Below are 13369 nucleotides of genomic sequence, written 5' to 3' on the forward strand. Positions count from 1 at the left end.
TCCCGCCTTCGCGGGAATGACCCACTATTGCTTTATTGAACCATGTAACAATGTCCCGCCTTTGCGGGCATAACATAAATAACAATAATAAAACACACAATTAATTACTCTTAAATCATGTCCCAAATCGATTACTATCAAATACTTGGCGTTAGCAAATCTGCAAGTCAAGCGGATTTAAAAAAAGCTTATCATACGCTCGCTAAACAATATCACCCCGATAATAATAATGCCGGAGATAAAAATGCCGAGAAAAAATTTAAAGAAATAAGTGCCGCTTACGATGTTTTAAAAGACGAACAAAAAAGAGCAGCATATGACCGTTTTGGCCACGATGCTTTTCAAAATAGAAGCGGGGGACCACAATCACATGGTCAAAGCGGTGGATTTCATACCGATATTAATGATATATTCGGGGACTTTTTTAGCGATTTCATGGGCGGGAATAAAAGATCACGCTCTACTTCAAGCAAAATTAGAGGATCGGATTTAAAATATAATCTAACAATTAGTTTAGAAGAAGCTTTCCACGGAGCTGAAAAAAATATTAGTTTTTCCGGTGAAGTAAAATGTGACTCATGTCATGGCACAGGTTCCGAAACTAATGAAGGAGCAATTAATTGCGATGTTTGCGGCGGACATGGAGTTACCAGAACACAGCAAGGTTTTTTCACCGTGGAGCAAGCATGCCATAAATGTCAGGGCAATGGACAGATTATAAAAAATCCGTGTAAAAAATGTTATGGCAAAGGACGCTATGTTAAGCATAGAAACTTAACGGTGAATATTCCTGCCGGTGTTGAAAATGGTACTCGAATAAGGCATACAGGGGAAGGAGAAGCGGGTATACGAGGAGGCAGTAATGGAGATTTGTATGTTGATATTTCAATAAAGCCTCACGATCTCTATAAAATGGACGGTACAAATTTACATTGTAAACTTCCTATTAGTTTTGTAAAAGCTGCTCTTGGTGACGAAATAGAAGTTCCGGTAATAGAAGGAGGGAAAGTAAATTTAAAAATTCCGACCGGCACACAAAATGGTGATCAACTAAGGCTTAGAGGTAAAGGGATGTCTAAGATTAGATCGACTATTAGAGGAGATATGTTTGCACATATCCATGTTGAAGTGCCTAAAAACTTAACAAAAAGACAAAGAGAATTATTAGAAGAATTTAAAAAAGAATCGATAAACGATAAAGAAAATGACAGTAATTTTTTTAATAAAATGAAAAATTTATGGTCATAAAATTTTGTATAAGATCTAGGTTCTGTGCCCCTAATTGAATTATTATAATTTTGAGTTAATTTTTAGTGAAAATTATAAGATTTTTGCTGGAATAGTTATTCATATTTCAAAAAAATCTTATAATTTGCAACAAAAAAGAACTAAAATTAGATTTATTTTAATTAGGTGTACAGAACCTAAGGTTTAAGTATTATCTTGTAATATTAAATTGAGAGGAGTCATGCAGTATAAAAATAATGATAGCTTACCTGACTCAGTTAAGAACCATCTCCCAAAACATGCACAGAATATTTATCGTGAAACTTTTAATCATGCTTTCGAAGAATATAAATCACCCGAAAAAAGACGTGGTAACGATTCACAAGAAACGGTGGCACATAAAGTAGCTTGGGCAGCAATCGAAAAAAAATATTATAAAAATGAAGAAGGAAAGTGGCTAAATAAATAAAGCAATTTATAATAATTAATTTACTTTATTTTTAGCATCTATTAATATATCTTTCGAAATAAATTAGTTAATGATTACATACATATTATGAACAAAGCATTTATCTTTCCGGGGCAAGGGTCACAGCTGGTCGGGATGGGCAAAGATTTTCACAATAATTTTAAAACAGCTAAAGAAACTTTTGACATTGTTGACGAAGTATTAAAGCGCAAGCTTAGTAATACTATTTTTAATGGACCTTCAGAAGAACTGACGTTAACTATTAATGCTCAACCTGCATTAATGGCTGTATCCATGGCGATAATAAACATTATTAAAGAACAGACGAAAAAAAATATTAATGAGCTTTGCACTTACGTTGCCGGTCATTCTTTAGGAGAATATACGGCTTTGTGTACAGCCGGCAGTATTAGCCTGGATGATACGGCGAAATTACTGGACGTACGAAGTCGTTCGATGCAGGAAGCTTGCGCAGAAGGCGAAGGCGCTATGGCAGCTTGTATTGGCATTAATCTTGAAACACTTGAGCAAATAGTAGAAGATGCAAGCGAATTCGGCGTATGTCAAATAGCCAACGATAATATAGTCGGACAAATAGTGATTAGCGGTAAAGTTTTAGCCGTTGAGAGAGTTATTTCAATAGTTAAAGATTTAGGATATAAAGCGATAAGATTGAAAGTTAGCGCACCTTTTCACTGTAGTTTAATGCGCCCCGCAGAAGAAAAAATGCAAATTGCATTAAATCAAACTATAGTTAACAAACCGCTTATTCCGGTAATACAAAATTTTACCGCGCAACCGGTTACTGATATTACTCAAATTAAAGAAAATCTAATTCTGCAAATATGCGGGCGAGTAAGGTGGCGAGAAACTCTTGAAAAGCTAAATAAATTACAGGTTACCGAAATCGTTGAAATCGGCGCTGGTAGCGTTTTGACTAACATGCTACGAAAAACCGATTATGAATTTAAACTAACTAATATAAGTAATATAGTAGAACTTGAATCTTTCTTTAAGTCTTTATGACAAAAAGAAAAGCTACTCATGATCTTGAATCATATTTGATTGAAAAGGATCCTGGTATATCATTTGATTTTTACCAGGATATAAATTTTTTGAATCTTATAACGTTACATCCATATCCTACAGAGAAGAAAAGAGAAATTATAGCATATATAATAGAGAAATGCTGTGGTAATAAAGAACTGATAAAAAAAGTTACCCAGCAAGTCTTTTATATACTCAAGGATAATAGTAGTACTGAAGGTATAGCAGAAATAATTGATACTTTATGTAAGCATAGCACCCTTCCCTTATTATGGTATCATGAAGATTATAATCCAATTATAGGAAGCTTAAGCAAATATCCAGACAATCCACATGAATAATTTATAAAATAACTATAGAAATTTTTAAAGTAAAGTGATATAAAGTAAAGCCGAAAGTATGGAGAGGTGGCCGAGTGGCCGAAGGCGACGGTTTGCTAAACCGTTATACGGGTTAACCGTATCGAGGGTTCGAATCCCTCTCTCTCCGCCAGCTTTACTACAGAAAATATTTTTCAGATTAAGCCCTTAAAAAATTAATATTATTTATTTTTGTGCCTAAGATTAAATTCTGGGTCGTTTCCATTTAATTGTGTAAATTTCTGTAGAAGGCTCTAAATTCTTCCCGGCTCTGTCCTAGGATTTGTGTAAATTCCAGAATAGCCCTTAAATTCTCCCCTCAAATTTGATCATAAAATGAGCCATGGCAATATTCCAATTTTGAATTGGCATTGTCCATTTTCTAGTCATATTATCAATCGTTAAGAATAAAATCTTAAATACTGCGTCCTCGCCTCGTTTGGAAAAACTCTTTTGTTTTTTGTAACTTTACGCAACTGACTATTTACCGATTCAATCGCATTATTGGTATATAGTAAAATGTATTGAATTAGGTACAATTTCTACATTATCTTTTATTTTTTTAAAAACATATCTCATATCGTAAATGGTATCGTAAATGGGTTAGCTATTAGCGGTATTCGCTATTTCCTTAAAAAAATAAAATCTTTCCTATAAACCACACCTAATTCAATACATTTCACTATAAATAATCTTACGGATAGCACCCGGATATTGCAAGAAAATTGTTAGGTTTTCCCAGTTGTTATACCATGATTTTGCAATATGGGGATATTGCTTACTCCATTTACTATCAAACGTCTCTAAGGCTAAATATGCTCCCTATTCAGTCGCTGCTTGGTATATAGGTTTTAAATCATTAGCCAATTCCTTTCTATCTTTTATCTGTTATTAGATTCTTACTAAAACTACCATTCCTAACGTTATCCTCTTCCCTCCTACCGTATATCGGCCTATAGCCTACTAAATGGTCTTCCATCTCTGCTTCTAATGCTCGCTCTACTATATTCTTTGGTAGTACCTTTAACCAACCCCTCTTTTACAAATATTGTTGATAAATCTCCTCCTCCTGCTAAAACGCATTTTTCGGTCCATGAGACAATATTTGCTCGCGATAACAACTTAGAGAATTGTGAATAAAGCCTTCATGACTTTACCTATAGCGAGTTTGAGCATCTCCACAAAAATATTTTATGTTAATAACTCCTTCGCTGCTTTTAAGCTAGCTTCCGTAATAGACTGTCCGGAGATCATGCGCGCCAGTTCTTGCTGTCTTTCGATAATATCCAAAATTTTTACCGTTACTTCCGTTCTTTCTTCTAATTGTAATTTGTTAACCATAATATGTTGATCGGCTTTGCCTGCTATTTGTGGCTGATGAGTTATGACTATTACCTGTGCGATAGATCCTAAATTTTTTAGCCGTTCTCCGACTTTATCAGCGACTTCGCCGCCTATTCCTACATCTATTTCGTCAAATATAATAGTAGGTTTTATTTGCTTATCAAACAAAGAATTTTTTAAAGCCAACATAAATCTTGATAATTCACCACCAGAAGCAATTCTATTAATTGGGGCTAAAGCCATTCCAGGATTAGTGGAAGCCGTAAAACTGATATTATCACATCCTGTGGCTGCCGGCTCACCTTTGGGCACTATATCTATCTTAAATATAGCTTTCTTCATTTTAAGCTGCCCTAACTCCTTCTGCACCGCCTTCTCAAGGCTTTCAGCTGCTTCTTGACGTCTAGCCGAGATATTTTTGGCCATATTATAATATTCTGCTTGCTTAGCAAATTGTTTAGTATTCAACTCTTCACTGCTTGCTACTTTATTTTTCAATATGCTTAACTTCTCTAATGATTTATTTAAAAACTCTACTATTTCATCAGCATGAATATTGTATTTACGCGCAGTGGCCTTTATTAAAAATAATCTCTCTTCTATATCGTCAAGATTATATTCATTTTGATTAAAATTATCAGCAATTGAGCTTAATTTTTCTCTAGCTTCTTCTAAATTATTATAAGCCTCCTCTATATCTGCTGCAATAGCAGTAAATTTTTCACTTTGCATGGTAGAGCGCGTAAGCAATCTTTCCGCTTTGTTAATTGCGTTATTTATTTCTGGGTTATTAATTTGCTCGAAAATATCTTTAAGTAACTGCAATTCCTTATCACGATTTTGTAAATCTTTTCGAATATTTATTAACTTTTCTTCTTCACCATATTTAATATCAAGTTTTGTTAACTCGGCGACTACGAAAGTTAAATAATCAATTTCTTGATCTATAGCATTTTTCTCAAGGGTAATTTTAGCAATTTTTTTAAGAATATCTTGCCAATCATGAAAACATTTAGCAAGCTCTAAACGTGCTTCTAAAAGCTCAGCATAATTATCTAAAATATCTCGGTGAGTGGAAAGGTCTAATAGAGAAGTATTATTATTTTGTCCGTGTATTTCTAACAAGTAAACGACTAACTGTTGCATCGTCGACTTGTTTACTAGCTGATCATTAATAAAAAAATTTTTTCGCCCTTCTGACTTTTGAGTACATTTAACAAGCAATGCATCTTCATACTGAATATTTGCCTGCTCTAAAAACTCCTTCAATTCCTTATTTAAAGAAAAAACCAGGTTTACAATAGCATGATCTTTACCATGCTTTATTATATTACTGAAAGATTTACAACCCAAACAAAATAAAATAGCATCAAGTAAAATAGATTTACCTGCTCCCGTTTCACCGGTAATAACACATAAACCTTTTTTAAATTCAATATCTAGCTCGTCTATCAGAATAAAATTTTTAACTGAAAGACTCTCCAGCATAATTTTATTTACTCGGAGATGATATAATTAGCTTATATGCATAAGAATACCATTGACTATCTGGGTAATTATAACCAAGCACCGAAGCATATTTCTTAGCTTCCTCAGGTAACCCTAGCATTATATAGCTTTCAGTCAGTCGATAAAGGGCCTCTGCAGTATGGGAAGTAGTTTGATACTCATCTACAACCTGCTGAAATCTATTAATTGCCGCTATCGGATTTTTTTCATTTAGATAATAACGCCCTACTGCTATTTCTTTACCAGCTAAGTGATCATTTACTAAATCAATTTTTAAAGAAGCATCAATAGCGTATTTAGTTTTAGGGAATTTTAAAATTACATCCTCAAAACTTTTTTTAGCCAAGAAAGTTCTTGATTGATCAAGGTTAACATTGGAGATTAACATATAATACGATAATGCTTTAAGATAATAGGCATAAGCAATATCAACATTTGCTGGATGCAGGCTAATAAAAACATCTATAATGTCAACTGCTTCGTCATATTGAGAAGCTAAAAACAAAGAGTAGGCTTGCATTAATTCAGCTTGGGGGGTAAATTCGTTACCGGGATGCTGATAAAAAATCTTACCAAATGATTCGGAAGCTTTTAAATATTTTTGTTTTTGCAATAAAGCAACACCTTCATTGTAAAGCTCGCTGATCGGCATTACTATATCATCGTTTGTCTTTTTGCTTTTACATCCGATTAAAGAAAAGCCAATAATTACAAGAATACTACATAATTTTATGAACTTCATAAGTACTTTCTACCATTATTTATATATAATTTATCGCTATTAGGTTTTTTACTCTACTAATTTTGGTACCTCTGACCGGACTTGAACCAGCACGCCTTTAGGCGGTAGATTTTGAGTCTACCGTGTCTACCATTCCACCACAGAGGCATCTACACCTATTTTCCCCCTCGCAAAACATTGTTGCGTGGATATCCTAAACGTCCTCGGTGTCATTCCCTCGAAAGAGGGAATCTACTTAACAATATAACAAAAATTAGATACCAGCTTTCGCTGGTATGACACTAAAAATTCAATCCATGAAACAACACCTCCTCGCAATGACGGTGTTTAAGCTATATTAAAATAACTACATCTTTTTCGCCTGTAAACAATTTCCTTAATATAAAATCAATTTAGATTAATTATTACTTGAAAAAAGGCTTTTAAAAGTCTATATTACATTATGAATAATAACTATTTAAATAGGTTTGTTTATGCAAGATTACACGAAAACATTTACGGTTTCATCAAAAAATAAGTCTTTCGATGAAGGACTTAGGAAATATATGTTGAAAGTGTATAACTATATGGCTTTGGCACTTTTATTAACGGGAGTAGCAGCTATTGCTACTATCTCATATGAGCCTCTCGCTAATTTGATATTCCAAACCGGTTTTGGTCGCCTTATAATGTTTGCTCCTTTAGGTATTGCTTTATACTTTTTTATGGGCTTCGGTAAGATGAGCCTACAAACCGCACAAATATTATTTTGGGTTTACGCCGCTCTGACAGGGATGTCGCTTTCTTATTTAAGTCTTATATATACCGGTGAATCAATAGCTCGCACTTTCTTTATCTGTGCCTCGGTTTTTGGCGGAATGAGTCTCTACGGTTACAATACAAATAAAGATTTAACATCGCTAGGGTCTTTTGCCGCTATGGGTCTTATAGGACTTATTTTAGTATCGTTAGTGAATATGTTTTTGCAAAGTTCAGCGATCAGTTTTGCTACTTCTCTAATCGGAGTTGTAGTATTTATGGGATTAATCGCTTGGGATACACAGAAAATTAAGTCAATGTATTATATGGCAGGTAACGATGAATTAGGGCAAAAGATGTCTATTATGGCAGCTTTTAATCTATATCTGGACTTTATTAATCTGTTCTTATATTTACTAAGATTTTTCGGTAACAGAAGAAATTAGTAATATTCTTAGTGATTACAAGTAGGTATTATATACAGCTTGATCCCTACTAAATTATGTCATTCCTGCGAAAGCAGGAATCCAGAAAAATTATAGTCATCCTGAATTTATTTCAGGATCTTTTGAGTTAAATGCTGAAACAAGTTCCGCATGACAAAAAAAATCTAGATTCCCGCTTTCGCGGGAATGACATCGAACACTTTTTAAGAGCCATACAACCACCGTCATAGCCACGGAATGACAATCTTATCTCCCCTTCAAATAATCTTTTAAATAATGGCCTGTATGACTCGCTTCACAAGCAGCAACATCTGCAGGCGAACCGCAAACAACTATTTCTCCGCCTTTATCACCGCCTTCAGGTCCGACATCTATAATATAATCGGCTGTTTTTATCACATCTAAATTATGTTCGATAACCAGCACGGTATTGCCCATATCAACAAGTTTATGTAACACTCCAAGCAACTTATTAATATCATCCACATGCAGGCCTGTAGTTGGTTCATCAAGTATATAAAGAGTTTTACCGGTTGAACGTCTTGATAACTCTTTAGCAAGCTTAACTCTTTGCGCTTCTCCACCAGAAAGAGTAGTAGCGGATTGACCTATTTTTATATAACCAAGACCCACTTCATGCAGGGTGATAAGTTTTTCATAAATCAACGGTATCTTATCAAAGAATTTCATTGAATCTTCAACAGTCATCATTAATATATCCGCAATAGATTTTCCTTTATATTTTATCTCCAAAGTTTCCCTATTATATCTATGACCGTTACAAACATCACATTTTACATAAACATCCGGTAAAAAATGCATCTCAATTTTAATTAATCCGTCACCTTGGCACGCTTCACATCTACCACCTTTTACGTTAAACGAGAACCTTCCAACCTTATATCCTCTAGCTTTTGATTCAGGTAGTTCAACAAACCAATCTCTAATATGGGTAAATGCACCGGTATAAGTTGCCGGATTAGATCTCGGTGTGCGACCGATCGGCGACTGATTAATATCAATAATTTTATCGATATATTCAAGTCCTCGTAGTTCTTTATATTTTCCCGGGAAGACTTTGGCGGTCGGTTCTAAATGCTTTAATGCGGCTTTATATAAGGTATGAATCATCAAACTTGATTTACCACTTCCCGATACACCCGTTATAACAGTGAACGTACCTAGTGGGATTTTTATATCAACATTGTCTAAATTATTAGAACTAGCCCCTATCAATTCTATCATTCTATTACTATGCCCTGCTCGCCGCTCAAGAGGAACTGCAATAGATTGCTTGCCGCTTAAATAACTCCCCGTAATACTTTCTTCGAATTGTTTTATTTCCTCGGCAGTACCTTCAGCAATAACTCTTCCTCCATGAATACCTGCACCTGGTCCTATATCAATAATATGATCAGCTTCATACATTGTTTCCTCATCATGCTCAACAACTAACACAGTGTTACCAAGATCTCTAAGCCTTTTTAAGGTCTCGATTAATCTTGTATTATCTCGCTGATGTAACCCAATAGAAGGCTCATCCAGTACATATAAAACTCCGCTAAGCCCTGAACCTATTTGTGAGGCAAGACGAATACGTTGACTTTCTCCTCCTGACAAAGTTCCTGATTCTCTAGCAAGCGTTAAATAATCAAGACCGACATTCATCAAGAATTTTAACCTCTCGTTAATCTCTTTTAATATCCGCTCAGCAATAAATAACTGTTTTTTATTTAATTTTCCTTCTAAATGGTTAAACCAATCCTGTAGCTTTGCAATACTCATCGCCGCTACTTGACCTATATGAATATCTGCTATTTTAATACATAACGTTTCATCTCTTAACCTATAACCTTTACAAGCCGTACATTTATTTTCAGATTTAAACTTTGCTAGTTCTTCTTTAATTAAAATAGATTCTATAGTCCGTTCTTTTTCTTTCAAACTCGGTATTATTCCAGCGAAAGGTTGCTTTATTACTTGAGTTTTAGAACCGTCATGATACTCAAATTTTATTTCTTCTTCTTCTGAACCGTTAAATAAAATATCTTTTATTTTATTTGGCAAGCTTGAAAAAGGTGCCTCAATGGAAAATTTATAATGATCCGCTAAGGCTTTTAAGGTCTCAAGAATAAATTTAGACGTAGTGCTACCCCATGGAACAATAGCGCCGTCCTTAATAGCCACTCTTTGATCAGGAACAATTAAGTTACGGTCAAAGAAAAATTCTTTTCCTATTCCTTCACATTCTTGACAAGCACCGAAAGGGCTGTTAAAAGAAAAAATTCGCGGTTCAATTTCTGCCAATTGAAAGCCGGATACCGGACAAGAATATTTTTCTGAAAAGGTAATACGTTGATTTTTTTCAAATTTTGTTTCTATTCCGGCAGGTAATTCAACAATTTCTACATAAGTTATACCATCCGCTAATTTAAGAGAGCTCTCCAAACTATCAGCAAGCCTATTACCTAAATCTCCTTCTAGAGCTACCCTGTCTACTATTACTTCTATATTATGTTTTTTATTTTTATCTAATTTTGGTAAATCATCAATCTCACAAACTTCACCGTTAACAATTAACTTTTGAAAACCTTGCTTCCTTAAATTAAGAATTTCACGTTTAAATTCTCCTTTTTGCCCTCGCACAATCGGGGCTAATAAGTATAATTTTGTACCCTTTGGTAATTCATTAATTATATCTACCATCTCGGAAACGGTTTGGCTATGGATAGGCAAGCCCGTTGTCGGAGAATAGGGAATACCTACCCTGGCATATAATAATCTAAGATAATCATAAATTTCTGTTATGGTTCCAACGGTAGAACGAGGATTTTTAGAGGTAGTCTTTTGATCGATTGCTATAGCAGGTGATAATCCCGAAATCGATTCAACATCCGGTTTATTCTGCAAATGTAAGAATTGCCGAGCGTATGAAGATAAGCTTTCAACATACCGCCTTTGACCTTCAGCATAAATTGTATCAAATGCTAATGAAGATTTACCGGAGCCGCTTAGACCCGTAATTACTACAAAACGATTTCTAGGAATATCGACACTAATATTTTTTAAGTTATGCTCTTTCGCCCCTCGGACCTTAATATATTCTTGAACCATAATGAACCATAATATTTTAGATATTTTTTAAAAAACAGTAGTATTATAGGCTCTTTTATTTTATTATTGCAATAATAATATTTTTAATAGGTATGATCTATGGCCGGCAGCTTAAATAAAGTAATATTAATAGGAAATTTGGGACGCGATCCGGAAATTAGAACAACCGGAGAAGGGAAAGAAATAGCCAATTTTTCGATAGCAACCTCCGAAAGTTGGAAAGATCGCAATACCGGTGAAAAAAAAGAAAGAACAGAATGGCACAGAGTGGTAATATTTAGTGAAGGCCTGGTATCGATTGTAAAAAATTACGTAAAAAAAGGTGCTAAAATTTATATAGAAGGAAGCTTGCAAACTAGGAAATGGCAGAATAATTCAGGAGTAGAACAATATACAACAGAAGTTGTATTGCAAAATTTTAATTCACAACTGGTATTATTAGATAGTAAAAATTCTAGCAGCAGTAGTTCAGACAGTTATCATACGGAAGCAAAACAATCAGACCATAAAAATAATTCTTTTGACCATAGCGACCTGGACGACGAGATACCTTTTTAAATGTAAATATTGTCATCCCGTGATTCTATAGTACTAGTACCGGACAGTTTTAAAAAGCTCTCGATGTCATTCCTAGCTAGAGGCGGCGTTGTTGCATGGCTCTTAAAAAGCGATTAATGTCATTCCCGCGCAGGCGGGAATCTAGTAAAACATATAAAAAACTTGTTTTTTATATGTTTATTTTATCAAATAATATAATTTTTATATCCATATTAAGGTTATTTTTCTGGATTCCCGCCTGCGCGGGAATGACATCCGAGCCATGCAACAACGCTGATCAAGTCACGGGATGACAGCAAAAAAACGGCACCACTCAACAATTTATAAATAAAAAATTATGACTACCAACGCTGTTAAGCTATTTTTTATATCTATTTTATTATTTGCCTGTACTCCGAACGTGGCTACCAGAACTAAAAATTCAGCAGCGTTGGCTACTCAGAATAATTTTCAACCAAAATACGTCAAAGGTGGTGACTTCGTTCTTACTACTTATCAGCGTATTACCGATAAAAATTTACCTTACGTATTTTATATTGAAGGCGACGGTCATATTTCTGAAAAATATGCCGCTGTTTCAGATAACCCGACTCCTCTTACCACAATGTTATTACAACTTGCAATAATGGATAACAGACCTAACATTGTTTATATTGCAAGACCTTGTCAATATACTCCTTTAGAATTAAATCCTAAATGCAATTCCAACCGTTATTGGGTCGAAAAAAGAATAGGAAAAGAAGTTGTAGATTCAATTGACGATGTAATAAATAATATAACTAACGGGCAGAAATTCAGTTTAGTAGGCTTTTCCGGCGGCGGCGGAGTTGCGGTTATGGTTGCGGTAAACAATAAAAATGTTAAGGATATCATAACTATCGCCGGTAATTTAGATACCGTTACATTTGATAATACTCATAACGGCCGAGGTTATTTATCTCATTCATTTAATCCTATAGATTATGCAAAACAAGTTAATAACATTCCGCAATTACACCTTTCGGGAGCAGGTGACAAGCGAGTACCGCCATTTATTGCAGAGCGCTATGTAGAGGTTAGTAATTCGCCTTGCGTTAAGCAAAAAGTCCTACCAAATACCACTCATATAAAGGGCTGGGAAACAATCTGGCCTAGTCTGTTGAAAATAGATATTAATTGTGATAGATAATAGCTTTAAGGTTAGTTAATATGTCATTCCTGTGAAAACGGGAATCCCCGAGAAAAATATTACTTGGGTCACTGCCAGCCGCTGCAGGCGTTGTCCGCGTGGATACTTCCAATGTCATTGCGAGCGACTGAAAGGAGCGTGACAATCTAAAATATTTTGTTCGTCATTGCGAGGAGCCGTTAGGCGACGTGGCAATCTTATGAAAATAGTTGGATTGCTTCGCTCCGCTCGCAATGACGGTGTGGTTGTGTTGTGTCAGCATTTTCGATCCACGCAGGCAATGCTGCCTTCACGGAAATGATAGAATATGCTTTTAACTTCTTTACACAAACAACTATTACCCTTCATTTGTAACTTCAGGCTGATCGCCTGCTAATTTTACAGAATCAGAATTTTCTGAAGTACCGCCACCAAGGCCAGTCGTTTCTTTTGCATTTTTTACGGCTTCCTTATGATCTGAGGCATCAGGGTTGGTAATATGACTTATTTGAATACCCGTATTATTTTCAATAGATTTATCGGCAGCTCTGCCTAACTTATCAGCTTCCTTGTCTAATTGCTTGGTACCTTTATCTATTTCATGTGTAAGTTGTTTTCCAAATTTTTTCATAACTACCTCCATAATTTATAGTTTATAATATAACTATA

Annotated in this window: 11 protein-coding genes, 2 tRNA genes and 2 pseudogenes; 8 read left to right on the forward strand and 7 right to left on the reverse strand. The window is 34.8% G+C overall.

Annotated features, from left to right (window positions below):
• Positions 1-117: 117 nt before the first annotated feature.
• The 5 genes from dnaJ (at position 118) to OTR29_RS06080 (ending at position 3235) form a co-directional block, all read left to right on the forward strand.
• On the forward strand, positions 118-1248 hold the full coding sequence (gene dnaJ, locus OTR29_RS06060) for a molecular chaperone DnaJ (protein ID WP_422230014.1): 1131 nt from the start codon (positions 118-120) through the stop codon (positions 1246-1248).
• Between the two features lie 220 nt (positions 1249-1468).
• Complete coding sequence (locus OTR29_RS06065; RefSeq protein ID WP_422230016.1) at positions 1469-1696, forward strand: ChaB family protein; 228 nt, start codon at positions 1469-1471, stop codon at positions 1694-1696.
• Between the two features lie 87 nt (positions 1697-1783).
• Positions 1784-2722: an ACP S-malonyltransferase gene (gene fabD, locus OTR29_RS06070; protein ID WP_422230018.1), complete on the forward strand. Its 939-nt coding sequence runs from the start codon at positions 1784-1786 to the stop codon at positions 2720-2722.
• Complete coding sequence (locus tag OTR29_RS06075) at positions 2719-3084, forward strand: hypothetical protein (RefSeq protein WP_422230019.1); 366 nt, start codon at positions 2719-2721, stop codon at positions 3082-3084. The genes fabD and OTR29_RS06075 overlap by 4 nt, the downstream gene beginning before the upstream one ends.
• 60 nt (positions 3085-3144) lie before the next feature.
• Positions 3145-3235: transfer RNA gene (locus tag OTR29_RS06080), tRNA-Ser, on the forward strand.
• 173 nt (positions 3236-3408) lie between these two features.
• On the opposite strand, the pseudogene OTR29_RS06085 reads toward OTR29_RS06080, so the two are convergent.
• The 5 genes and pseudogenes from OTR29_RS06085 to OTR29_RS06105 form a co-directional block, all read right to left on the reverse strand.
• Positions 3409-3620 (reverse strand): annotated as a pseudogene (locus OTR29_RS06085) (transposase); the annotation flags it as partial.
• A gap of 163 nt (positions 3621-3783) precedes the next feature.
• Positions 3784-3984 (reverse strand): annotated as a pseudogene (locus OTR29_RS06090) (transposase); the annotation flags it as partial.
• 309 nt (positions 3985-4293) lie between these two features.
• Positions 4294-5934, reverse strand: coding sequence for a DNA repair protein RecN (recN, locus tag OTR29_RS06095; RefSeq protein ID WP_422230020.1), 1641 nt, complete (start codon positions 5932-5934; stop codon positions 4294-4296).
• A gap of 4 nt (positions 5935-5938) precedes the next feature.
• Entirely contained in the window at positions 5939-6697 is a 759-nt protein-coding gene (locus OTR29_RS06100) for an outer membrane protein assembly factor BamD (protein WP_422230021.1), read from the reverse strand.
• A gap of 63 nt (positions 6698-6760) precedes the next feature.
• Positions 6761-6844, reverse strand: a tRNA-Leu gene (locus OTR29_RS06105).
• A gap of 326 nt (positions 6845-7170) precedes the next feature.
• Here OTR29_RS06105 and OTR29_RS06110 point away from each other — a divergent pair.
• On the forward strand, positions 7171-7881 hold the full coding sequence (locus OTR29_RS06110) for a Bax inhibitor-1/YccA family protein (RefSeq protein ID WP_422230023.1): 711 nt from the start codon (positions 7171-7173) through the stop codon (positions 7879-7881).
• A 246-nt stretch (positions 7882-8127) separates the two neighbouring features.
• Here the strand turns inward: OTR29_RS06110 and uvrA are convergent, their stop codons facing one another.
• On the reverse strand, positions 8128-10995 hold the full coding sequence (gene uvrA / locus OTR29_RS06115; protein WP_422230025.1) for an excinuclease ABC subunit UvrA: 2868 nt from the start codon (positions 10993-10995) through the stop codon (positions 8128-8130).
• A 99-nt stretch (positions 10996-11094) separates the two neighbouring features.
• Here uvrA and ssb point away from each other — a divergent pair, with 99 nt between their 5' ends.
• The gene (ssb, locus tag OTR29_RS06120; RefSeq protein WP_422230026.1) at positions 11095-11553 is read left to right on the forward strand and encodes a single-stranded DNA-binding protein; all 459 of its coding nucleotides are present in this window, start codon (positions 11095-11097) and stop codon (positions 11551-11553) included.
• 337 nt (positions 11554-11890) lie between these two features.
• Positions 11891-12721, forward strand: coding sequence for an alpha/beta hydrolase family protein (locus OTR29_RS06125; protein WP_422230028.1), 831 nt, complete (start codon positions 11891-11893; stop codon positions 12719-12721).
• Positions 12722-13058: 337 nt separating this feature from the next.
• Here OTR29_RS06125 and OTR29_RS06130 read toward each other — a convergent pair whose 3' ends face one another.
• Positions 13059-13331: a hypothetical protein gene (locus tag OTR29_RS06130; protein WP_422230030.1), complete on the reverse strand. Its 273-nt coding sequence runs from the start codon at positions 13329-13331 to the stop codon at positions 13059-13061.
• Positions 13332-13369 lie beyond the last annotated feature (38 nt).

This window comes from Rickettsia endosymbiont of Halotydeus destructor (assembly GCF_049278075.1).
In the GTDB taxonomy this organism is placed as follows: domain Bacteria; phylum Pseudomonadota; class Alphaproteobacteria; order Rickettsiales; family Rickettsiaceae; genus Rickettsia.

Coding starts and splice junctions, on each gene's coding strand:
- OTR29_RS06130 (WP_422230030.1), bottom strand. CDS start 13,331: ATGAAAAAATTTGGAAAACAACTTACACATGAAATAGATAAAGGTACC.
- OTR29_RS06110 (WP_422230023.1), top strand. CDS start 7,171: ATGCAAGATTACACGAAAACATTTACGGTTTCATCAAAAAATAAGTCT.
- dnaJ (WP_422230014.1), top strand. CDS start 118: ATGTCCCAAATCGATTACTATCAAATACTTGGCGTTAGCAAATCTGCA.
- recN (WP_422230020.1), bottom strand. CDS start 5,934: ATGCTGGAGAGTCTTTCAGTTAAAAATTTTATTCTGATAGACGAGCTA.
- fabD (WP_422230018.1), top strand. CDS start 1,784: ATGAACAAAGCATTTATCTTTCCGGGGCAAGGGTCACAGCTGGTCGGG.
- OTR29_RS06065 (WP_422230016.1), top strand. CDS start 1,469: ATGCAGTATAAAAATAATGATAGCTTACCTGACTCAGTTAAGAACCAT.
- ssb (WP_422230026.1), top strand. CDS start 11,095: ATGGCCGGCAGCTTAAATAAAGTAATATTAATAGGAAATTTGGGACGC.
- OTR29_RS06125 (WP_422230028.1), top strand. CDS start 11,891: ATGACTACCAACGCTGTTAAGCTATTTTTTATATCTATTTTATTATTT.
- OTR29_RS06075 (WP_422230019.1), top strand. CDS start 2,719: ATGACAAAAAGAAAAGCTACTCATGATCTTGAATCATATTTGATTGAA.
- OTR29_RS06100 (WP_422230021.1), bottom strand. CDS start 6,697: ATGAAGTTCATAAAATTATGTAGTATTCTTGTAATTATTGGCTTTTCT.
- uvrA (WP_422230025.1), bottom strand. CDS start 10,995: ATGGTTCAAGAATATATTAAGGTCCGAGGGGCGAAAGAGCATAACTTA.